23 protein-coding genes are annotated in these 22,439 nt (G+C 46.8%); 12 read left to right on the top strand and 11 right to left on the bottom strand.

The window, feature by feature from the left end; all coding sequences use genetic code 11:
• Positions 1 to 73 precede the first annotated feature (73 nt).
• From HQN79_RS09810 to HQN79_RS09765, 10 genes are all read left to right on the top strand, one after another.
• Positions 74 to 862, top strand: coding sequence for an urease accessory protein UreD (locus HQN79_RS09810; protein ID WP_173286038.1), 789 nt, complete (start codon positions 74 to 76; stop codon positions 860 to 862).
• A gap of 37 nt (positions 863 to 899) precedes the next feature.
• Entirely contained in the window at positions 900 to 1,202 is a 303-nt protein-coding gene (gene ureA, locus HQN79_RS09805; RefSeq protein WP_173286036.1) for an urease subunit gamma, read from the top strand.
• Positions 1,203 to 1,211: 9 nt separating this feature from the next.
• The gene (locus HQN79_RS09800; protein WP_173286034.1) at positions 1,212 to 1,529 is read left to right on the top strand and encodes an urease subunit beta; all 318 of its coding nucleotides are present in this window, start codon (positions 1,212 to 1,214) and stop codon (positions 1,527 to 1,529) included.
• Positions 1,526 to 3,235 (top strand): urease subunit alpha, encoded by a 1,710-nt coding sequence (gene ureC, locus HQN79_RS09795; protein WP_173286032.1) that lies wholly within the window; start codon positions 1,526 to 1,528, stop codon positions 3,233 to 3,235. Before HQN79_RS09800 ends, ureC begins: the two co-directional genes overlap by 4 nt.
• A gap of 11 nt (positions 3,236 to 3,246) precedes the next feature.
• The gene (gene ureE / locus HQN79_RS09790; RefSeq protein WP_173286030.1) at positions 3,247 to 3,744 is read left to right on the top strand and encodes an urease accessory protein UreE; all 498 of its coding nucleotides are present in this window, start codon (positions 3,247 to 3,249) and stop codon (positions 3,742 to 3,744) included.
• 16 nt (positions 3,745 to 3,760) lie between these two features.
• Positions 3,761 to 4,426, top strand: a complete 666-nt coding sequence (locus HQN79_RS09785; protein ID WP_173286028.1) for an urease accessory protein UreF — start codon at positions 3,761 to 3,763, stop codon at positions 4,424 to 4,426.
• A gap of 18 nt (positions 4,427 to 4,444) precedes the next feature.
• Positions 4,445 to 5,047: an urease accessory protein UreG gene (ureG, locus tag HQN79_RS09780; protein WP_173286026.1), complete on the top strand. Its 603-nt coding sequence runs from the start codon at positions 4,445 to 4,447 to the stop codon at positions 5,045 to 5,047.
• On the top strand, positions 5,047 to 5,712 hold the full coding sequence (locus HQN79_RS09775) for a hypothetical protein (protein WP_173286024.1): 666 nt from the start codon (positions 5,047 to 5,049) through the stop codon (positions 5,710 to 5,712). Before ureG ends, HQN79_RS09775 begins: the two co-directional genes overlap by 1 nt.
• A gap of 383 nt (positions 5,713 to 6,095) precedes the next feature.
• Positions 6,096 to 7,139 (top strand): aliphatic amidase, encoded by a 1,044-nt coding sequence (locus HQN79_RS09770; protein ID WP_173286023.1) that lies wholly within the window; start codon positions 6,096 to 6,098, stop codon positions 7,137 to 7,139.
• A 25-nt stretch (positions 7,140 to 7,164) separates the two neighbouring features.
• Positions 7,165 to 8,910, top strand: coding sequence for a nitric oxide reductase activation protein NorD (locus tag HQN79_RS09765; RefSeq protein WP_173286022.1), 1,746 nt, complete (start codon positions 7,165 to 7,167; stop codon positions 8,908 to 8,910).
• Between the two features lie 165 nt (positions 8,911 to 9,075).
• On the opposite strand, the gene HQN79_RS09760 is transcribed toward HQN79_RS09765, so the two are convergent.
• The 11 genes from HQN79_RS09760 to HQN79_RS09710 form a co-directional block, all read right to left on the bottom strand.
• On the bottom strand, positions 9,076 to 9,609 hold the full coding sequence (locus HQN79_RS09760; protein ID WP_173286021.1) for an NTF2-like N-terminal transpeptidase domain-containing protein: 534 nt from the start codon (positions 9,607 to 9,609) through the stop codon (positions 9,076 to 9,078).
• Between the two features lie 225 nt (positions 9,610 to 9,834).
• Positions 9,835 to 10,224 carry a zinc ribbon domain-containing protein gene (locus tag HQN79_RS09755; protein WP_173286019.1) on the bottom strand — a complete coding sequence of 130 codons (390 nt, stop codon included), beginning with the start codon at positions 10,222 to 10,224 and terminating at the stop codon, positions 9,835 to 9,837.
• A gap of 17 nt (positions 10,225 to 10,241) precedes the next feature.
• The gene (fmdA, locus tag HQN79_RS09750; RefSeq protein WP_173286017.1) at positions 10,242 to 11,474 is read right to left on the bottom strand and encodes a formamidase; all 1,233 of its coding nucleotides are present in this window, start codon (positions 11,472 to 11,474) and stop codon (positions 10,242 to 10,244) included.
• 58 nt (positions 11,475 to 11,532) lie between these two features.
• On the bottom strand, positions 11,533 to 12,222 hold the full coding sequence (gene urtE / locus HQN79_RS09745) for an urea ABC transporter ATP-binding subunit UrtE (protein ID WP_173286015.1): 690 nt from the start codon (positions 12,220 to 12,222) through the stop codon (positions 11,533 to 11,535).
• Positions 12,223 to 12,237: 15 nt separating this feature from the next.
• Entirely contained in the window at positions 12,238 to 12,984 is a 747-nt protein-coding gene (gene urtD, locus HQN79_RS09740) for an urea ABC transporter ATP-binding protein UrtD (protein WP_173286013.1), read from the bottom strand.
• 20 nt (positions 12,985 to 13,004) lie between these two features.
• Entirely contained in the window at positions 13,005 to 14,120 is a 1,116-nt protein-coding gene (gene urtC, locus HQN79_RS09735; RefSeq protein ID WP_173286011.1) for an urea ABC transporter permease subunit UrtC, read from the bottom strand.
• Positions 14,121 to 14,128: 8 nt separating this feature from the next.
• On the bottom strand, positions 14,129 to 14,965 hold the full coding sequence (gene urtB, locus HQN79_RS09730) for an urea ABC transporter permease subunit UrtB (RefSeq protein ID WP_238843352.1): 837 nt from the start codon (positions 14,963 to 14,965) through the stop codon (positions 14,129 to 14,131).
• 231 nt (positions 14,966 to 15,196) lie between these two features.
• The gene (gene urtA, locus HQN79_RS09725; RefSeq protein ID WP_173286007.1) at positions 15,197 to 16,453 is read right to left on the bottom strand and encodes an urea ABC transporter substrate-binding protein; all 1,257 of its coding nucleotides are present in this window, start codon (positions 16,451 to 16,453) and stop codon (positions 15,197 to 15,199) included.
• A gap of 359 nt (positions 16,454 to 16,812) precedes the next feature.
• Positions 16,813 to 19,080 (bottom strand): class 1a ribonucleoside-diphosphate reductase subunit alpha, encoded by a 2,268-nt coding sequence (nrdA, locus tag HQN79_RS09720; RefSeq protein ID WP_173286005.1) that lies wholly within the window; start codon positions 19,078 to 19,080, stop codon positions 16,813 to 16,815.
• A 435-nt stretch (positions 19,081 to 19,515) separates the two neighbouring features.
• Positions 19,516 to 20,601 (bottom strand): CobW family GTP-binding protein, encoded by a 1,086-nt coding sequence (locus tag HQN79_RS09715; protein ID WP_173286003.1) that lies wholly within the window; start codon positions 20,599 to 20,601, stop codon positions 19,516 to 19,518.
• Positions 20,602 to 20,655: 54 nt separating this feature from the next.
• A complete protein-coding gene (locus HQN79_RS09710; RefSeq protein ID WP_173286002.1) occupies positions 20,656 to 20,859 on the bottom strand; it encodes a YgaP family membrane protein in 204 nt (67 codons plus the stop codon).
• A gap of 284 nt (positions 20,860 to 21,143) precedes the next feature.
• On the opposite strand from HQN79_RS09710, the gene HQN79_RS09705 reads away from it, so the two are divergent.
• Together HQN79_RS09705 and HQN79_RS09700 are read left to right on the top strand one after the other, a co-directional pair.
• The gene (locus tag HQN79_RS09705) at positions 21,144 to 21,554 is read left to right on the top strand and encodes a winged helix-turn-helix domain-containing protein (RefSeq protein WP_173286000.1); all 411 of its coding nucleotides are present in this window, start codon (positions 21,144 to 21,146) and stop codon (positions 21,552 to 21,554) included.
• 193 nt (positions 21,555 to 21,747) lie between these two features.
• Positions 21,748 to 22,437 (top strand): TorF family putative porin, encoded by a 690-nt coding sequence (locus HQN79_RS09700; RefSeq protein WP_173285998.1) that lies wholly within the window; start codon positions 21,748 to 21,750, stop codon positions 22,435 to 22,437.
• Positions 22,438 to 22,439 lie beyond the last annotated feature (2 nt).

Raw genomic sequence — 22,439 nt, 5'->3', positions numbered from 1 at the left:
GCGGCTCCTTTTTTTATTCAAAATGATTAATACCTCACTGAATCAGGGATGGAAAGGTTTTTTATCTTTTTCATTGGTTAACCGATGGAATAAAACCGTTGTAAAAGATAAGAAACACTTTGGTCCTCTTGTACTGCAACGGCCTTACTATCAGGAAGAAGATCGACCGACGATTCTGGTCATTCACCCGCCGGGCGGCGTCGTTGCCGGCGACCAGTTGTCGTTAAATGTCGATATGCAGCCTGACTCCAAGGCTTTGATCAGTACGCCTGCGGCAACGAAATTCTATCGGAGTCTGGGCAAAACAGCCTGTCAAACTCAAACGGTCGAAGTATCGGGCGGATGTGAGCTTGAATGGCTGCCTCAGGAAACCCTGTTTTTCGACCGCTCCAGTGTCAAGAACAGTCTGGTCTTTAATTTGCACGATACAAATTGCCGGTTGATTGCCTGGGATATCGTCGGCTTGGGCCGTCCAGCCATGCAAGAAGCATTCGAGAACGGTCAGCTGGTTCAGAGTTTGACGATCAATTTGCATGAAGAACCGATTTTTATCGACCGGTTTGTGTTCTCGGGCCAATCGGAACTTTTAAGCAGTCCTTTTTCCCTTGATGCACAGACGCTGATGGCGACTATGCTTTTTTATCATGCGGATAAAAACATTCTTAAAGAAATTCGCTCGCTGCTGCTTGAGGAGGCGTGGTCGGTTTCGTGCGGCATTTCACTGGTCGATGAAGTGTTGGTTTTACGAACATTGGATTCTGATCTCGATGATTTGAAAAGTCGCTTGATACGCGCTTGGGAGATTTCAAGGTCTTTAGTAATTGGCGTTCCTCCGGTCTATCCGAGAATTTGGAAGACTTAGGATCGGTATTCGTTAAGTAAGGTTATAAGGAGGCGGAGTGGAGCTTTTACCAAGAGAAAAAGATAAGTTGTTGCTGTTTACGGCAGGTCTGGTTGCAGAACGCAGGCTCGCCCGCGGCCTGAAATTGAACTATCCGGAAGCGATTGCGCTGATTAGTTGTGCGATATTGGAAGGTGCCCGGGATGGAAGAACGGTTGCCGAACTGATGGATTTTGGAACCACGGTCCTAAGTCGGGAACAGGTGATGGATGGTGTCCCCGAAATGATCGATGAAGTACAGGTAGAAGCGACTTTTCCGGATGGAACCAAGCTTGTTACCGTGCATCAGCCAATTGTATAGGAGGTCGAGATGATTCCGGGAGAGATTTTAGTCGCCGAAGGTGACGTAGAGCTGAATGTCGGCCGAGAGGTGGTTACGCTTGAAATCGCCAATGCGGGGGACCGTCCTGTTCAGGTTGGGTCGCATTACCACTTTTATGAAGTAAATCCGGCATTACAGTTTGACCGGGAAATGGCCAAGGGATTTCGCTTGAATATTCCGGCGGGAACAGCCGTGCGATTCGAGCCGGGGCAGGTTCGCAAAGTCGAGTTGGTTGCCATTGGCGGTAAACGCAAAGTTTACGGTTTTCAACAGAAAGTCATGGGACCGCTTGGGGAGGATGCATGAGTTATAAATTGGATCGAAAAGCTTACAGCGAGATGTATGGCCCGACTGTCGGCGACAAGGTGCGTCTGGGCGATACCGAGCTGTGGATCAAGGTCGAGCAGGATTACACTTTATACGGCGAAGAGGTCAAATTCGGTGGCGGTAAGGTTATCCGCGATGGTATGGGGCAGGGACAGGCCTGTTCTGACAGGGTTATGGATACCGTTATTACCAATGCGTTGATCCTGGATACCTGGGGAATCGTTAAAGCCGATGTCGGTATTAAGGATGGAAATATTGCCGCCATCGGTAAAGCCGGTAATTCGGATGTTCAGCCGGGAGTGGATTTTGAGATCGGTGCCGGAACGGAAGTGATTGCCGGAGAAGGTCAGATCCTGACCGCAGGTGGTATCGATGCGCATATCCACTTTATCTGTCCGCAACAGATTGAAGAAGCGCTTATGTCCGGAGTAACGACCATGATCGGCGGTGGAACCGGTCCTGCGGCCGGTACTAATGCAACGACTTGTACTCCAGGCCCTTGGTATCTTCATCAGATGCTACGGTCCGCAGAATCTTTTCCAATGAATCTTGGTTTTCTCGGCAAGGGGAATGTGTCGCTTCCCGATCCGTTGATCGAGCAGGTGGAAGCCGGTGCTATCGGACTGAAACTGCATGAAGATTGGGGCAGCACGCCTGCCGCTATCGATAACTGTCTGTCGGTTGCCGAAGACTACGATATACAGGTTGCTATTCATACGGATACCTTGAATGAATCCGGTTTTGTCGAAGAGACGATTGCTGCCCTGAAAGATCGTGTTATCCATACTTATCATACGGAAGGTGCCGGAGGCGGGCACGCCCCGGATATTATCGTGGCCTGTAAGCTGCCGAATGTCTTGCCTTCCTCAACTAATCCGACGCGCCCGTTTACAGTGAATACGATTGACGAGCATCTCGATATGTTGATGGTGTGCCATCACCTTGATCCGAATATTGTCGAAGATGTCGCTTTTGCCGAGTCCAGAATCCGTCGCGAAACCATTGCGGCAGAGGATATTCTGCATGATCTGGGCGCGTTTTCGATGATTTCTTCCGATTCGCAGGCAATGGGTCGAGTCGGAGAAGTGGTTACCCGTACCTGGCAGACGGCGCACAAGATGAAGGTTCAGAGAGGCGCTCTGCCTGAAGATGAGGGTGGGGATTGCGATAACTTCCGCGCCAAGCGATATGTCGCGAAATACACTATCAACCCGGCAATCACTCATGGTATTGCCGATTATGTCGGCTCGGTCGAAGTCGGAAAATTTGCCGATCTGGTGCTGTGGAAACCGGCCTTTTTCGGAGCTAAGCCTTCAATGATTATCAAGGGCGGCATGATTGCCGCAGCGCCGATGGGGGATATCAATGCCTCGATTCCAACTCCTCAGCCGGTTCACTATAGAGGCATGTTTGCCGCTCAAGGGCCTTCGATGAGCAATACTTCGATTACATTTGTCTCGCAGACGGCCTATGAGGACGGGATTGCGGATAAATTGAAGCTGCAGAAGATCGTCAAGCCTGTGCGTAATACGCGCAATATCCGCAAGCAGGATATGGTTCTGAATGATTTGATGCCGAATATTACGGTTGACCCGGAAACCTATGAAGTGAAGGTGGATGGTGAATTGATCATTTGCGAGCCTTTTGACCAGTTGCCACTGGCTCAGCGCTACTTTTTGTTTTAAGGAAATCGTTTATGAAAGAGTTTTTTGTTGTTAATCAGGCGAAACAAGATGATTTGAATCTTGGAACCTTGACGCTGAGTTTCAGTCAGCGCGAGAAAAGCCGTTTAAAAGCCTCTCTGGACAGTGGAGAAGAGGTTGGGTTGTTCTTGCCGCGCGGTACGGTGTTGCGTGAGGGCGATGTGCTGAGTAACCAGCAGGGGGAAAGCGTTGTCGTTAAAGCAGCCTTGGAATCGGTCTCGACGATTACAGCGCCCGACACCCATCTGCTGTTACGCATTGCCTATCATCTGGGGAATCGCCATGTTCCTTTGCAGGTCGAGCCGGAATGGTTGCGCTATGTGCACGACCATGTTCTGGATGATATGGTGCGCCAGCTCGGCGGAACGGTTACCTCCGAAATGGCAAGTTTCCAGCCGGAGAGCGGTGCTTATGGGGGCGGTCATCATCACGGCGGACATGAGCACTCTCATGCACATGCGCACAGCCATGAACACCACCATCATCACTGATTAACGGGGTTTACGAGTGTCACAACAAAAACTCCTCAGGCTCCTGCAACTCAATAGTCCGAGTTTGCCGATTGGTACCTACGCCTATTCGCAAGGCTTGGAGGCTGCGGTTCATCAAGGTCAGATTGCGGATATTGGGCAAGCCAAGGCATGGATGACTTTGCTACTCAGGCATTCGCTGGCTAACAATGATTTGGCCGTGATTGCTCAGGCCTATGCGCTTTGGGAGCAAGAGGATTATACGCAGCTTAATGTACTGGCCAAGACCAGTCGGGCGCTGAGAGAGACCGAGGAACTTTTGCAGGAAGATACCCATTTGAGTCGCGCTCTGCTACGGCTGGCAGAGCCGATGGGCGTGCCGATCGAGGATCGGTTTAACCGCAAGACTTCATTTCCCGTGGTTTATGCCCGCTTTGCCCAGGCTTGGCGGGTTGATCTGCAGCAGGCATTGACCGCTTTTGCCTGGAGTTGGCTTGAAAACCAGATTGCCGCATTGTTGAAGCTCTGTTCGATCGGTCAGACGCAGGCCCAGGTGATGATGCTCGAATTAGACGAAGTTGTGCTGGAAGCGGTTGAAACGGCGCAAAATTTACCAAAAGATGCTTTGGGGATGAGTTTGCCGAATTACGCCATTCTCAGTGCCAGGCATGAAATTCAATATTCACGATTATTTCGTTCATAAGAAAGCGATGGAGTACGCATGAAAGGTCCTTTGAGATTGGGAATTGGCGGGCCGGTTGGTTCGGGAAAAACAGCTCTGATTGAGATGTTATGTAAGGCAATGCGCGACGATTACAATATTGCCGTTGTGACGAACGATATCTATACCAAGGAAGATCAGCAGATCCTGATTCGACAGAACGCCTTGGATGAAGAGCGTATTGTCGGGGTTGAAACCGGTGGTTGTCCGCATACGGCGATTCGCGAAGACGCGTCGATGAATCTAACCGCGATCGAAGAGCTTCAGGAAAAGTTCGATAGCCTTGATATGGTGATTATCGAATCCGGCGGCGATAACCTGAGCGCGACATTCAGTCCGGAACTCTCTGATCTGACTTTGTATGTCATTGATGTTGCGGCTGGCGATAAACTTCCTCGTAAAGGCGGGCCGGGTATTACGCAGTCGGACTTGCTGATTATCAATAAGACTGATTTAGCCCCCTATGTCGGTGCCAGTCTGGAGGTGATGGATCGCGATACTAAAATGCAGCGCGGCGAACAGCCATATGTATTTACCAATCTGAAAAAGCTCGATGGTCTGCAGACGGTCGTCGACTTTATTGTTGAAAAAGGGATGTTGTGATGTTGGAAACCGGCCTGTTAATCGTCTTCTTTTATGGCATGCTGCACGCTTTCGGGCCGGATCATCTTACGGCGATTGCTGATTTTTCGATTGGTCGTGAGCGCCGTCGCGTGTTTAAGGTGGCGCTCGGTTTTGCCATTGGACATGGTGTCAGCTTGTATCTGTTTGCCTTGTTGTTGCAGCAGTTTGATCTTTCCGAGGATCTGTTGTCCTGGGGTGATATTGCTGGTGTTTCGCTGTTAATGATAATGGGGGCTTATCTTTTGTATCTGGTGCTTGCCGATCGTATTCACCTGAGCAAACACTCGCATGATGGCCGTGAGCATATTCATATCTGGTATGGAAAATCCCACAGCCATGCCGACGGGCAGACGACCGATGTGACTAAAAGGGGTTGGGCAATGGCGGCAACGCTGGGTGTGCTGATGGGTATCGGCGGTGCGCGTGGTATGCTGGTGTCGTTAGCGGCCTTGTCCGAGCAAGCGGTTAGCTCGATGATGATTTTTAGCTTTACCTTGGGCGTGGCCATTATCTTTGTGGTTTTCGGCTTTGCGCTCATGCTGTTGAATCAAAAACTGATGCAGTCTAAAGTGCTGCTGCGCGGCGGTTATTCGCTTATGGGGGTGACCTCTATCGGTGTTGGTGGCTATCTTCTCTTTAGTTGATGGCAAATGACTCTTAAAAAACAGGCTTCGGCCTGTTTTTTTGTTTTTGGAGATCGGGTGGTGTTTTGAGAATAGGTGTTCCAGAGAGTGTTGCGTTTTTGAAATTAAATGCACTTTTATGGTGCAAGCCCCTCATTCAACCATGTAGTAATGTGTGTTGAATTTTTCACTGGATATCTTATTTTGTCTTTAAGATATTTTTTTCTTTTAAATCAATTAGATAGTTATTTTTTTGTCTCAGGTTTGAAATAAAGGATCTTGGCATGTCTTTTGTTATTGATAGTTCCTATGTACTGCGCTGGGGCTGAGAGTTATTGCCCATTTCGACGATAGCGCAGTTTTAATGTTTTTAATTAGTAATTCAGAGTTTATGGGGAATTAGCATGAGACATGGAGATATCTCTTCCAGTAACGATACAGTAGGTGTCGCGGTTGTTAACTATAAAATGCCGCGCCTGCATACAAAGGCCGAAGTGCTTGATAACGCACAGAAAATTGCCGACATGATTATTGGCATGAAACAGGGGCTACCGGGGATGGATCTGGTGATTTTCCCTGAGTACTCTACTCACGGCATTATGTATGACGCCAAGGAAATGTACGACACCGCGTCGACAATTCCTGGTGACGAAACACGAATTTTTTCTGAAGCTTGTAAGAAAGCGAAAACCTGGGGTGTTTTCTCCCTGACCGGTGAGCAGCACGAAGAGCATCCTAACAAGGCACCATACAACACTTTGATTCTGATTAATGACGAAGGTGAAATTGTTCAGAAATACAGAAAAATTATGCCTTGGTGTCCGGTTGAAGGTTGGTACCCAGGTGACAAGACTTATGTTACCGAAGGGCCTAAGGGTATGATGATCAGTCTGATTATCTGTGATGACGGTAACTATCCTGAAATCTGGCGTGATTGTGCGATGAAGGGTGCCGAACTGGTGGTTCGTTGTCAGGGTTACATGTATCCGGCTAAAGAGCAGCAAGTCATGGTCTCTAAAGCGATGGCCTGGATGAACAATACTTACGTAGCGGTTGCTAACGCAAGTGGTTTCGACGGTGTTTACTCTTACTTCGGTCACTCTGCGATTATCGGTTTCGACGGTCATACCCTGGGTGAGTGTGGTGAAGAAGATTACGGTATTCAGTATGCCGAGCTATCCGTTTCGCAAATCCGTGACTTCCGTAAAAACGCTCAGTCTCAAAACCACCTGTTCAAGCTTCTGCACCGCGGTTACACCGGTAAGATCAACTCCGGTGAAGATGATCAGGGTGTGGCAGCGTGTCCTTACGAGTTCTATTCAACTTGGATCAATGATCCTGAAAAAGCCAAAGAGCAGGTTGAGAAGATTACCCGTAAGACAGTGGGAACTGCAGAGTGTCCTATCGACGGCATTCCTAACGAAGAGACTTCAACCGAGCATCGCTAAGCTCCTCTGAATTGACGATGTATGCATGAGTTACCACGTTTTATTAAATGATGTACAGCGTCAATTAGAACTTACATTATTAGCCTTCTGGGGGCGCTCATTCAGAGTGCTTCCTCTAAACGATAATGAAATGGTGCCGCTTGTCAGAGCCGGTACCATTTTCCTTCCCGAATTTATTGAAGCTGAGACCTTTAAAGAAGCCCGTCAGCGCTTCTTGAGTTCGGCTTTACATGCGGCTGCACACCTTGTGTATTCCGTACCCCAAGACTCCTCCGGTTTGAATAATCGCCAACTGGTTCTGATTTCGCTTTTAGAAGATGCCAGAGTGGAATATTTGGCGTCTCAGGTGTTTCCGGGTATGCGCTCGCTTTTCCGCAGGCATTTCACTAAAACGCCGTCTAACTCGTTGCAGTTTGCCGAGATCGCCTATGCCGTCGCTTATGCCTTGGTGAATGAGGTGGATATCGAGGACAATCCTTTTGTCACTAAAGCGCGTCGGCTTTTTCAGCAGGCGGTAGATGAGGATGTCGAAAATCCATTGCTTTTCCGTTCAATCGGTCTCGCACTGGCCAACGATATCGGTCAGATGCGTATCAGTATGAATGAAAGGGATGAATTCAGGCTGGTTGATTACCGCGATGATAATTCCTATCTGTGGAATGCCTATGAAGAAGTCGCGACCCAAAGTGAACAGGCTAGCGGAGATGACGAGTCGGTCAGCGTTACCGGAATCGGTTACGAAGAAGTGCTGGATGGTAAGTCGGTTTCCAGTTATAAAGAGGGAGCCGGCGAGGTTGAGGGGCTGGTTTTTACAACCGTCGATGAAGAGGTTCAGTCCTCACTGTTAAAACATTCGCCGACGCATGAAATGTTTGCCTATCCCGAGTGGGATTATAAGATCGCCCGCTGGAAGCAGAAGTGGTGTTCGCTGGATGAAATTACTTTCCACGAACAAGATTCAAACGCGCTTGAACAGCGGATAGAGCACTATCGAAGCTTTGTAAACAAGCTGCAGCATATTATTCAATCCTATCAGTCTCAGATGCATCGCAGAAAGAAGCAGGAAGATGGTGTGGAACTCGATTTCGAGGCCCTTGTCGATCAGCTGGTTGAATTGAAAAAAGGCGGTGCGGCCTCGGAGTCGCGTATCTATATCGATCACGTCCGCGAACGTCAGCACGAACTGTCCTTGCTGGTGTTGCTGGATTTATCTGAATCGATGAACGATCAGCATGCGGAAGGTGGCGAGAGTGTGTTGGATCTAACGTTGGATTCCACGGTCGTACTTTCTCAGTTGCTCGACGGTCTCGGGCATTCGTATGCGATTCAGGGGTTTAATTCCAACGGCCGTGGTGAAGTGTCCTATTACAACTTTAAAGACTTCGATGGCGAATCGGAAAGCTCTCTGGCTACTTTGGGGCAGGCCAAAGCCGCTTATTCAACGCGACTGGGTACGGCACTAAGGCATTCATTTCATAAAATCAGCCGACGTCCTGAGCGGCATAAACTGATTCTGGTGATTACCGATGGTCAGCCCTCTGATATCGATGTGTATGACTCTCAGTATTTGATTGAAGATAGCGCAGTGGCGATTAAAGACATTGAGTCGACCGGTTGCAAGACATTTTGCCTTTCTCTAGATAAGAATGCAGACGATTACGTGCAGAAAATTTTCAGAAAAGGGCATTATGAGGTGGTCGAGCATGCGGAGAAGCTTCCGCAAATCCTGACTAAGCTTTATTTAAAGGTCTTTAAGTCGTTCCTGGCTTGATTGCTTACCTTGATCTGTGTACTCCTCTTTAAGGGGCTTTTTTCGCTTTGAGAAGAGGGAGACACTCTGATGATACGGTTTTCTTCACCTTCTCAGCGCCAGTTCCAGATTCATAAATAGCACGCTATGTTATAAGCCCGTGCCTGTCATCCGATAGCGAATTAATTATTTTTGCTCTATGTTCGGGTTTTTTGTTCCGTAATAAAGGGTGCAGCCTTCTTCTTTTAGTTGCTTGGCGATAGAAGTGTCCTTATCGCATGCATATTTAGCTTGCATGAGGATTGATGCGATTGCGTGCGCAGAATACACTTTCCATTCATTGTTTTCTTTTAGCAGTAGTTGCGTTGCCTTGACTGTTTTTACCTCCTTAGTGCCCGGGGTTGAGAGTTCTGCCGAGACCTGGACCACAGCCATGTTGTCATCGGATTCGGTAATACTTGCCCCTTTGATGGTGACCACTCTGTTTTTATCCAAAACGGCCGTTTTTAAAGCGATGACTCGAGAGAATTGTTCTTTGCTAAAGGATTCCTTGTCCTTGGATGAAAGCAGTTCATAGCTTTTTCCTGGTTGGTTAGCGAACAGGTTCTGGTAGTAAAGTTTGCCGATTTCAATTTGCTGCTTCTTATCGTCGGCGTCATTTGCCAGGCTTTGAGCAGAAAAGAAGGCTGTAAGCAGGAGTATGCATGTTGCGAGTTTCAAATTATCTATCCTTTGTAATACAGTTGACGTTTAAGATCGGTACGGTACAGGTGGTGTTTGTTTCCCAATGCGTGCAGCACTCAGTAATGTCAATTAACGGTGACTTGAGAAGGTAAGGGGGGTTGGAAACGGACCGGTACAGTAACTTGGAAACGTGGCTTGTAGAGATGAAAAAAGCCCCGATATTCAGGTGAATATTCGAGGCTTTTTCTTTGCCGAAGCTATTTAGTGACTAATCATCCAAGGACGCATTGATGGGAACATTTTCTCGCCATTTGCGGTCCACATTAGATTGGAAGCCTTTTTCTTATGATGGCCTCCGCAACCACAACCCTTGTGATGGTGTTTGTGGAGCTTTTCTTCAAACTTGCGACGTTCTTCATCCTCTGCACGACTTTCCTTAGTCGACATTTTTGGTTCGTGCTGGGCTTTTTCGTTTCTCTCAATGGCTTTTCGCTTTTCAGGCGCCATATCAAGAATTTCCGGCGGAACCATTAGGATTCGTGGCGCAAGTTCTTGGCAGTGTGGGCAAGGCATGGGTTCAGCGGCATCATCGATGGTCGCTAACTCATGAAAAATTCCATGTTCTTGGCATTTGTAATCATAAACAGGCATTGGCAAAACTCCTTAAATTATTTCTCGTCCGGAGCGATTGGAACCTTGACGCTTTCATCGACTTGTTTGGTTGGTCCTTCGGCGTTAGGGTTGATATCAAAGTCATATACTCCGGTTGGCATCCAAAGTGTCGCGCTCGCATTTGGAATATCAACGATACCACTGATATGTGCTTGCGTCGGAACGGTACCCAGTAGTGAGTAAACCTGTTCACCGGTATAACCGAATTTCTTCATATACTCGATCGCGTTCAAACACGCCTGCTTGTATGCGACGTTCACATCCAGGTAGTGCTGTTTGCCTTCTTCGTCAACCGAAATACCTTCGAAGACAACGTAGTCGTCGTAACGAGGAGTCAGAGGGCTTGGTTTGAAGATCGGGTTCTTGATTGCGTACTTGTTCATACCGTCTTTGATCAGGTTGACACGCAGGTGAATCCATCCTGCCATTTCGATCGCACCACAGAAAGTGATTTCACCGTCACCCTGGCTGAAGTGTAGGTCACCAACCGATAGACCGGCGCCATCTACGTATACTGGGAAGTAGATTTTTGAACCTTTGGTCAAATCTTTGATGTCACAGTTACCGCCGTGTTCACGTGGTGGTACCGTACGAGCACCTTCTTTAGCCGCTTCTTTTGCTGCATCCGGTTTCATCTGACCCATGTGAGCGGTCTCAGCGTATGGAAGGGTAGCCAGTGCAGGAACACGATCAGGTTCTGTATCGTAAAGCGCTTTTTCACGCTCGTTCCATTCTTTAAGCATCTCTTTTGAAGGTAGGCAACCGATCAGACCCGGGTGCAGAAGACCTGCAAATTCAACGCCAGGAATATGGCGAGATTTGGTCATGATACCGTTGAAGTCCCAGATGGTTTTCTGTGCATCAGGATAGTGATCGGTCAGGAAGCCGCCACCGTTGTTAAGCGAGAAAAGTCCGTTGAACCCCCAGTTACTTTCTTCAAAAGTACCGATATCAAGGATATCGACTTCAAGAAGGTCACCAGGCTGTGCGCCTTCAACGCCGACCGGACCGGAAAGGAAGTGAACCTGAGACAGGTCAACGTCACGGATATCCGATGCGTCGTCGTCGTTTTTGATCTGTCCACCAGTCCAGTCATAACATTCAAGGATGAAATCATCACCTGGCTTGACTGTGGCGGCCATAGGAATGTCAGGGTGCCAGCGGTTATGAACTTGTTCATTTTCGTAGGCGGACTTTGAAAGATCGATTTTAACTATCGTTTCAGCCATTTTAAAAGCTCCGTTGTGGTTGTGAGAAGTTAGTGGTTGAGAGGAATTCCGTTTGTTGTTAAACCGATAGGAATTTCGCTATCTGGTCTTCATCGACTTCATCTTTAGGCTGATCGTGAATGATTTTGCCTTTCTCAATGACGATGATTCGGTCAGCAACATCGAGTGCAAAGCTCAAAACCTGTTCAGACACGATGATGGATAACCCGTGCGAATCGCGGATCTCTTTCAGGGTGTGTGCCATCTCTTTGATGATCGATGGCTGGATCCCTTCTGTCGGTTCGTCCAGTAGCAGCACGTCAGGGTTACTGGCCAGCGCGCGGGCAATGGCCAGCTGTTGTTGTTGCCCACCGGAAAGGTTCCCGCCTCGACGTTTGCGGAAGTCACGCAGGATCGGGAAGATGTTGTACAGCTCTTCCGGAACCTTGGTTTCCTTGGTTGTTGTCAGGCCGGTTTCGATGTTTTCTTCGACGGTCATAGTCGAGAAAATCATTCTTCCCTGAGGAACGAAGCCGACGCCAGCCGCAACGCGGTCATGGCTTTTCATTCCGTTAAGCTCTTTGCCTTTGAGTTGAACCGATCCGCTTTTGGACGGGATCATGCCGATCAGGGATTTCATGAGTGTGGTTTTACCCATCCCGTTTCGTCCCAGTACCGCGATAATTTCGTTTTCTTTAAGAGAAAGATTTAACCCTTTTACGACCTCACTCTCTCCGTAGGCGACATGTAAGTCTTTAATTTCTAACATGTTGTAGATCTCCTCTTAATGACCTAGGTAGACTTCGATAACTTTCGGATCTGACTGAACATGATCCATTGAACCTTCCGAAAGTACTTGACCTTGGTGCATTACAGTTACACGGTCAGCAATCTCTTCAACGAAGTGCATGTCATGTTCGATAACAAGTACTGAACGGTCTTGGGTAATTTTTTGCAGTAGTGCCGCGGTTTGCTTTCTTTCCGAAACCGACATACCGGCGACAGGTTCATCCAGCATAAGCAGCTCAGGGTCCTGGATCAGAAGCATGCCGATTTCCAGCCACTGCTTCTGGCCGTGGCTCAGTAGACTGGCTTTGCTTTGCAGCATCTCTTTCAAGAAAATCATTTCGGCAATCTCATTTACCTTGTCGATAACCGCTTGGTCTCGAGTGAAGGTTAGAGCACCCCATACTTTCTTGCCCTTAGGGTAAGAAAGCTCCAGGTTTTCAAATACCGTTAAATCTTCATAGATTGACGGGTTCTGAAATTTACGGCCGACACCAGCGTGAACAATTTCGTGCTCACGCAGTTTGGTAAGTTCTTTACCTTTAAATTTAATGGACCCTTCTGTTGATTTGGTTTTTCCGCAGATAAGATCCAGAATGGTGGTCTTACCGGCACCGTTAGGGCCGATAATGACGCGAATTTCCTGTTCTTCGATGTAGAAGGAAACGTTGTTCACCGCTTTGAATCCATCAAATGAAACCGTTAAGCCTTCAACACTGAGTACAAAATCTTTTTGTTGATACATGGTCTTCTCCAAATTTCCTTTTACTCTGCTTTATCTTTCTTTAGCTTCTTGTCGAGAAACTTGTCGACTTTTGGCTGAAGGTAAGTCTCATACAGTCCTGCCAAACCTTTAGGGAATGCCAGTACAACCGCGATGAACAGTGCACCCATCGCAAACAACCATACTTCCGGGTAGGATTCGGACAAGATGGTTTTTGCCCAGTTGACGATCAGCGCTCCGTAAACGGCACCGAAGATAGACAGGTTTCCACCTACGGCTGCGAAGATAACCATTTCAATCGATGGAACGATACCGATCAGTGAAGGCGACATGAATCCGACTTGCAGCGTGAACATGGCGCCACCGATCGAAGAGAAGATCCCTGCAATACAGAAGATGAAAATTTTGTAGTTATCTACGTCATATCCGGAGAAGCGGACACGGTCTTCACTGTCGCGCATTGCGACCAGTAGACGACCCAGTTTGCTTTTACGAATGTACTGTGCAGCAACTAGAACCGCTAGCAGTAAGATGGCGTTGACAAAGTAGAGTACATATTTGGCTGAATCGGTACGGATATCCCAGCCAAGTAGCGTTCTCAAGTCAGTGATACCGTTAACACCACCTGTGTAGCCCTGCTGACCAATGATAAGGATGGTCAAGATTGCAGCGATTGCCTGAGTGATGATTGCGAAATACACCCCGCCCACGCGTCGTTTAAACATTGCAGCACCGATAATGTAAGCAAAAATTGCCGGTAAGACGATGATTGCTACAAGTGTGAAACCGAAGCTGTGGAAGGGTTCCCAGAACCATGGCAGAGCCGTTAGCTGGTTCCAGTCCATAAAGTCAGGAATTCCAGGAGTTGATTGGATTGCCGTATTTTCCGGTGTCGATGCTTCCAGTTTAAGGAACATCGCCATGGCATAGCCGCCGATACCAAAGAAGATACCTTGCCCCAGACTGAGAATTCCCCCCAGACCCCAGGATAAAACCAGGCCGATTGCCACGAATGCGAAGGTTAGATATTTCCCGATCAGGTTTAGTCGGAAAATATCAAACAATAGAGGCAGTAGGACAAGCAGCAAAACTGCGAGTACAACAAATGACAGTACGTCATTTCTTGGGGTTAACGATTTAAATTTACTTTGTAACATTATGCCTCCTATTTACGCACTTTAAGCGAGAACAAGCCTTGCGGACGTAGCATCAAAATTACGATGACCGCTAGTAGGGTTAATACTTTTGCCATAGAGCCACTTAAGAAGAACTCCATAATGGATTGTGCTTGTGCAATTGAGAACGCAGATGCAATGGTTCCAAGTAAGCTTGCTGCACCACCGAATACGACGACCAGGAAGGTATCTACGATATACAGCTGGCCTGAAGTTGGTCCTGTCGAGCCGATCATGGTGAAAGTCGCTCCGGCAATCCCGGCAATCCCGCAACCCAGTGCGAAGGTGAAACGGTCGACTTTAGCGGTGTTAATACCAACAGCACCTGCCATGGCACGGTTTTGAACGACTGCTCGCGCTTGTTTACCTTTTCGTGATTTTTGTAGGAATAGGAAAACGCCTACGGTGATAACGAAAGTAATGACCATAACGATAATCCCGTTAATCGGAATTTCGATGGTATCTGTCAGTGCATAAGATCCCATCATCCAATCCGGAAGACTTACGCCGACTTCACGAGGCCCGAAAACGGTTCTGTAAAGTTGTTGTAGGATTAGACTCAGTCCCCATGTCGCTAGAAGCGTGTCCAGTGGTCTTTTGTATAGATGGCGAATTAGACTCCACTCCACAAGCATGCCTAGGATGAAAGTCCCTATAAAGGCAAAAATCATGGCGACAAAGAAATAGATGTCGAACAGGCTAGGAAGAAAGTCGGCAAAAAGATTGGATGTGAGGTAGGTAATATAAGCGCCCAGGATCATAAATTCCCCGTGTGCCATATTGATTACGCCCATCTGTCCAAAGATGATCGCTAGACCTAAGGCCATCAGGAGTAATACTGCAAACAGTATTAATCCAGAGAAGCCTTGCATTGCAAAGATTGAGCCGAGTTCAGCCCATGTATAATCGGCAAACATGTACTTTCCTCCTAGTGGATAAAGTGAGTTGTTCGGAAGTGAAAAAAAGATCTTGTTATTTTGAATTCGCCTAATTAAATACTCTCTATAGAAAGTATTTAATTAGGCGCGGCAGCCTTTAGCTGCGCGCGCACTAAGTGCTTATTGATAACCTTTAGGGAATGGGTTTGGTTCAATCAAATCTTTTGATTCGTAAACCACCTCAAAGGTACCGTCTGCTTTAGCGTGACCGATACGAGATTTAGACCATAGGTGATGGTTCGGGTGAACTTTTACATAACCTTCAGGAGCCGTAGTCAATTCGATACCAGGAAGTGTTTTCTTGATAGCGTCAACATCGAAAGATCCTGCTTTTTCTACTGCTGCTTTCCATAGCCAAGGACCTAGGTAAGCTGCTTGAGTTACGTCACCGATAACGCTCTTCTCACCCCATTTTTTCTTGAAGGCTTCAACAAATGCTTTGTTGTTGTCGTTCGGTAGGCTCTGGAAATACTTCATTGAAGCGTATAGACCTTCAACGTTCTCGCCACCAATACCTAGGATTTCATCTTCGGTAACAGATAGTGTCAGTACTAATGGTTTTTCTTTAGTTAGATCGATACCGGCTGCTTTAAGCTGCTTGTAGAATGCAACGTTAGAGCCACCTACAACAGTCGTGAAGATTACGTCTGGTTTTTTAAGTTTGATCTTGTTGATAACTGAGTTGAACTGAGTGTGACCAAGAGGGTAGTACTCTTCACCAACAACTTTCAGACCAAGTTTCTCGATGTGTTTACGAGCGATTTTGTTTGAAGTACGAGGCCAGATGTAGTCAGAACCAAGTAGGAAGAATTTCTTAGCGCCTTTGGTTTCTTTCGCCCAGTCGATACCTTTCAGGATCTGCTGAGTCGCTTCTTGACCTGTGTAGATTACGTTAGGAGATTGCTCTAGCCCTTCATAGAAAGTCGGGTAGAAAAGCATACCGTTGTATTGTTCAAATACTGGAAGTGCTGCTTTACGTGAAGCAGATGTCCAGCATCCGAATACCGCCGCAACTTTGTCGTTAACCAATAGTTTTTTAGACTTTTCAGCGAAGGTTGGCCAGTCACTTGCACCATCTTCTTGAATATATTCAATCTTTCTGCCTAAAACACCGCCCATTGCGTTGATTTGCTCAATGGCCAGTTTTTCTGCCTGAACGGAACCGGTTTCACTGATTGCCATAGTCCCTGTTACAGAGTGAAGAATCCCCACTTTTACCGTGTCGTCAGTGACGGCCAGGCCTGTAGTGTTAGCTTCTGAAGCGTGAGCAAGAGAACCGAAAGTTCCGCCTGCCAGAGCCATGGCTGCTGGAATGGCAAGGAGTGATTTAAGAACTTTTCGTCGTTTCATTGTTGCTGGCGAAATTTTGTTATCCATAGAATTTTCCTTAGATTGAGTGGTTGAAGAAAATTTCGCCTCTCTTTAAGCATTGAACATGCCATTTTTTATAAATCATTGAAATACAATGTTTGAAATGGTTTTTGTTTGGTTTAAAAGGTTTATTCCGCACTTTATTGGTGAGGATTTTTTATTATTGGTGCAATGTTTGGTTTTTTGTTCTGGATCAAGAATTGATCGGTCAATAAAACGGCTTATTGCTTCTTATGTGGAAGGGTGGACTTTTTAGATTGGTATCTTGTTTATCGGTTTTTAGCGTGTGGGTTTTTTAGAGGGGAATGTGCTTCGGGCATAAAAAAAGCCCTTGGTTAAAAGGGCTTTTTCTAGGTAACACAGTGTTACAGTTTGCAGGCGCCGCCGGCGCAACCATCGTCTTCATGTGCATCGTCAGCACCATCACGGGTATTGTGATAATAAAGTGTTTTTAATCCCATCTTGTAAGCGTATAGAAGGTCTTGAAGGATGACTTTAATTGGCACCTTATCTTCGTCAAAGCGTGACGGATCATAGTTGGTATTGGCGGAAATCGCCTGGTCAACGAATTTTTGCATGATTCCGACCAGTTGCAGATAGCCGTGGTTGTTCGGAATGTGCCATAGCAACTCGTAATTATCGCGGCACTCTTTAAAGCCTGGTACAACCTGTTTCAGGATACCGTCTTTGGACGCTTTGACCGAAACATAGCCTCGTGGCGGTTCAATCCCGTTGGTTGAGTTGGTAATTTGCGAAGAAGTTTCGCAAGGCATTAGAGCCGTTAGTGTCGAATTACGCAAACCGTGTTGTTTGATATCGCTGCGCAGCGCTTCCCAGTCCAGGTGCAGCGGTTCATCACAGACAGTGTCGATATCTTTTTTATAGGTGTCGATCGGTAAAATGCCTTGCGAATAGGTGGTTTCATTGAAGTAATCGCACGCACCATGTTCCTGCGCCAATCTGTTGGACGCTTTAAGAAGGTAGTACTGAATTGCTTCGAAAGCGCGGTGAACCAGTCCGTTGGCGGAGCCGTCGGAGTATTTTGTTCCGTTCTTGGCCAGATAGTAAGCCAGGTTGGTTACGCCGACTCCTAATGTACGGCGCCCCATGCTGGCGCGTTCCGCTGCCGGAACCGGATAGTCTTGATAGTCAAGCAGGCTGTCCAGCGCGCGAACGATCAGATCGGAAAGTTTTTCCAGCTCATCAAGGTTTTCCAGGGCACCCAAGTTAAATGCCGAAAGCGTGCACAGTGCGATTTCACCGTCCGGATCTTCGACAGAGTTGAGCGGTTTAGTCGGCAGAGCGATTTCCAGGCACAGGTTGGATTGATGAATCGGAGCCTGGTGCGCATCAAACGGGCTGTGGTTGTTACAGTGGTCCACGTTTTGAATGTAGATACGGCCGGTCTGTGCACGCTCTTGGGCGACCTGGGTAAACAGTTCGATCGCTTTAAGTTGTTTTTTACGGATGGTCGGATCGGCTTCGTATATCTTATACAGGCGTTCGAATTCATCCTGATCGGCGAAGAAAGCGTCATACAAGCCTGGTACGTCGGACGGACTGAATAGTGTGATCATGCCGCCTTCCAGCATGCGTTGGTACATCAACTTGTTGATTTGTACGCCGTAATCCAGATGGCGGGCTCGGTTTTCTTCGACGCCGCGGTTGTTTTTCAGTACCACAAGGGATTCGACTTCTAGGTGCCAGATCGGGTAGAACAGGGTTGCCGCTCCGCCGCGAACACCACCCTGTGAACAGGATTTAACCGCTGTCTGGAAGTGTTTGATAAACGGAATCATGCCGGTGTGATAAGCTTCGCCGCCACGGATTTCCGAACCGAGGGCGCGAATGCGTCCGACGTTGACACCAATCCCGGCACGTTGCGAAACGTACTTCACGATAGAAGAGGAGGTCGCGTTAATCGAGTCGAGAGAGTCGCCGCATTCAATCAGTACACAGGAGCTGAATTGACGGGTCGGAGTACGAACGCCGGACATGATTGGCGTCGGCAGAGACAGTTTAAACAGCGACGCCGCATCGTAGAAGTCTTTGACATACTGCAGGCGAGATTCTTTCGGGTAGTGACCGAAAAGGCACATCGGAATCAGCATGTAGATGAACTGCGGGCTTTCATAAATTTGTTTGGTGACACGGTTCTGAGCCAGGTATTTTCCTTCAAGCTGCTTTACTGCGGCGTAGCTGAAATTCATGTCACGGCCATGATCGATATAGCGGTTAAGTTCGTCCAGTTCCTCGGAAGTGTAGTCTTCCAGTATTTGGCTGTCGTAGACCTTTTTATCGGTCATTGCCTGGATATGGGTTTCCAGATGCGGCGGTTCGAACTGACCAAATGCTTTTTTACGCAGGTGGAAAATGGCAAGACGGGCGGCAAGGTGCTGGTAATCCGGAGCGCTTTCGGAGATCAGGTCTGCTGCAGACTTGATGATCGTTTCGTGAATATCGGCGGTTTTAATGCCTTCGTAGAACTGGATGTGCGAGCGCAGTTCGACTTCGGAAACGGAAACGTTTTCCAGGCCTTCTGCGGCCCAGCGGATGACGCGGTGAATTTTTTCCAGATCAATGGCTTCGGTGGCACCATTGCGCTTAGTAACTAGGATGTTTGGCTGACTCATGAACGGATCTTTTAACCTGTGTATAAATAAAACATCGTCAATTTCGGTGGAATTGACAGATTTATTTTCTATTTCATAGGCTTAGCGCCTAGATGAGCAGTAGCTTGTGAACTGTGTGCCTTAATCTATAGTGTTAAAGGTAAAGAAGCTCTACAAGATATGGTGATGCGTCTGCTCGGTTACACAGAATATAGTGTAAATTTATATGAATCGCAAGAGGTTAAAACGTGGGGATAATTCACAGGTTGCACTGCGGATTTCTGTGGAAATAATCTCTAAACCCCGAGTTTTCAGTACTTTTTTGTCAGGGATAACTTGTGGATAACTTTGTGAATACAAAAATTAAAAAAAGAAAAATTTTTTTATTTACTTTTAAAAAAAATTAGTGTGAAAACGGATTGAATATTGGTCTTGGGGGCTTGCAATTTCATAACTTTATCCGTCTTGCGTTTTTAGGCAGTTTATTAGGCCTCGATAGAAGTCAGAGGGATTAAATGGTTTATCGGTTTGCTGTGCTGCTATCAGGATTTCGATTCGTGAGTCTTTGCGATAGCTGATCAGTTCTCGACTGAGTTGCTTCTGTCTCCATTGGAATAACATCCATGGTTTACCGACACGAAAAACGCCTTTCATTCGTCTCAGTTCGCTCACAGAAGGTTCATTGTTGAAGTCTTCGAACAGGGTGTGCAGCTTTTGCCAATCGAACTCGGCTTCCGGAGAAAACAGCCAGCCATAACTAAGGGTTGCGCGGCTTTGTTGCTGTTGGTAGTCGAGAAGCAGAGGGTGGTCAGGCATGGATTCGTGAACGATACGACGCGGTTGATGGAGGCTCTTCTGTTTCGGTGAGGTGGTTTTAGCCGTTTGCGGATCGTTTAAAAAGTACAGGCCTTCAGCTTTCGCAGTCGGTTTGAGTAGAGCTGCATCGACCTCTGATTGTTGAGTTAATACAACCGCCTGTTTCGGGGGGTAGAGACCGGAGGCATAGTCAGTAAGAGATTTGAGGTGTTCGTCACTGCATAGGTCACTTTTGTTTAACAATACTATGTCGGCCATGTGGCTGAGATTGCGGTAACTCAGTTTTGTCTGCCATAGCTGTGGATCCAGTTCGTTGGCAGCAAATACGCAGATAATATTTTCAAGAAAAACCGATTTTTGTGCACCGAGTTCCTGTTTGAGATTTCTTAGCAGGTCAACCAGGGTTTCGGGCTCGCTGAGGCCGGTCGGTTCGATCAGGATGCGGTCAAACCTGTATTCGCGGAGTAATGTATCGAGCGTTTCCTGTAACTCGGGCATGGCGCTACAGCAAATGCAACCGCCGGGAATCTCGTGAACGCTTGCTGAATTCTGACTGCTGAGTATGGCTCCGTCAAGGCCGATAGCGCCGAACTCATTAACGATGATCGCCCATGTTTCGTCACTCGGTTTTTGCTTTAACAGGTGGCGCAGTAAAGTGGTTTTTCCTGCTCCCAGGGTTCCGCAAATTAAATTGATTTTACAGCTGGGGCGGTTTGATGGAGTCATGTATGGGATTTAATTATGGAGGGGATTCGGCAGTCGAAGCGACTGCCGGAATCTTTACTTGTCGTAATTAATATTAGCGTGTACCGGACAGGTCTGAATACCTAGAAGCGTGTACAGTGGGCACCATTTAATTAAACCGGTAACAAGCGGGATAACACCAATATAACCCCACGCGCCGATAATATCGAAATAAGAAAGCGCGATAAGCAGTGCACCAATCAAGATGCGGATAATGCGATCAACTAAGCCAACGTTCATAAAGACTATTCCTTTGAGTTAAGGTTTTTAATTTGTATATTGGTTTTCTTTTCCTTTAAACCTGCTTTTGGAGTTGAGGTTTTGAAGGCGTTATTATCGTGCTAATTCCTGCAAAGATTGTCAATCTTTTCAGGTTTTTTTTGATAAATTAAGTCCTGATTTAGAACAGTTTTTAAGGCGCTTTGCTGTTTAAAATTGATCTGGATCGTGGTTGAGCGAGATTTATGCGTTTTCTCTGATAATCCAATGGTTTCAAAGAATAATATGAGGTAGTTTTAATTAGTATGAGTCAACCTAAACTGGATGAAGAGATTAAAGCGAGTGAAAAGATCCCGGGCGGAGCTTATTCGGATTGGGTTCACGCGCGTTTTTGGATTAAAGGAAAAAATGCCAGTTTTGTCGGTATCGGGCGGGTTGAGCTTCTGGAAAATATAGAACGTTTCGGCTCGATGAACCGTGCGGCAAAAGAGATGGGTATGTCTTACAAAAAAGCCTGGAAGCTGATCGACGAATTGAATGAGATTTATGATGAGCCGCTTGTGGTTAAAGCGCAAGGGGGCAAGTCGGGAGGCGGGAGTGTTTTGACGCCGAAAGGAAAGGCTTTGATTGCACTGTTTCGGAAGATGGAAAAGGATTTTGAAACCTTTTTACAACAGGCCAGTCAGCAAATTAAGGCTTTCAATTCAGAATTGTAATGGATTGACGGCAGATTTTAATAGGGTGCATTGTTTGCACCAAAACCTTAAGTTAAAATACTCAAAAAAGACTTTAAATCAGGCGGGTTTTGTTTAGTTTAAAGTAACTTATTGATAATGTAATAGAAACGAAAACTGGTATTTAAGTTGTTTTTGTTTTAATTTAAATGACATCTTGATTGGGAGAGTGTATATGAAAAAATTATCTATCAAGCCTTTAATGGCAGCAATGGCAATTGCTGGTGCGGCTTCATTTGCCGCGGCTCCAGCAGCGCATGCCGAAGCAAGTGTTACCGCTAATTTAGGTGGTGTCACGAACTATGTATTCCGTGGTTTTGACCAAACTGGTGGTCTGTCTATGCAGGGTGGTATCGACTACCAGAACGATATGGGTATTTATGCCGGTATCTGGGGTTCGACTATGGGCGCAGATCAGAATGAATACGATTTGTATATCGGTTGGGCCGGCAAAATCTCTGATTTTGATTTCGGTGTAGGTTATACCGCATACAGCTACTCGGAAGAGGTAGGTGATTCCGATTTCCAGGCGTTTGAAGAAGTTAACCTGTCTGTTGGCGTAAGCATGTTGTCTTTCAATCTGGATCTAGGTAAAGATAATACTGGTCCTGATGAGCTTGATTATAACCACTATGCTGCTTCTCTTGATCTAGACCCATATGTTACCGGTGTTTCTTTGACTTACGGTACAACCGTTTATGAAGATGATGATTTCGAAGATGGTGCGAGCTACTTTGACATCGCTTACGGCACGACTCTGGATTACGGTCTGGACTTTACTGCCAACTTGATCTTCAGTGGTGAAAATGCTGAAGACGATACCTACTTTGTAGTGGGTCTGAGCAAAACATTCGACTTGATGTAATT

This window comes from Thiomicrorhabdus xiamenensis (assembly GCF_013282625.1).
Taxonomy (GTDB): Bacteria; Pseudomonadota; Gammaproteobacteria; order Thiomicrospirales; family Thiomicrospiraceae; genus Thiomicrorhabdus; species Thiomicrorhabdus xiamenensis.
This window is presented reverse-complemented; position numbering and strand designations above follow the sequence as displayed.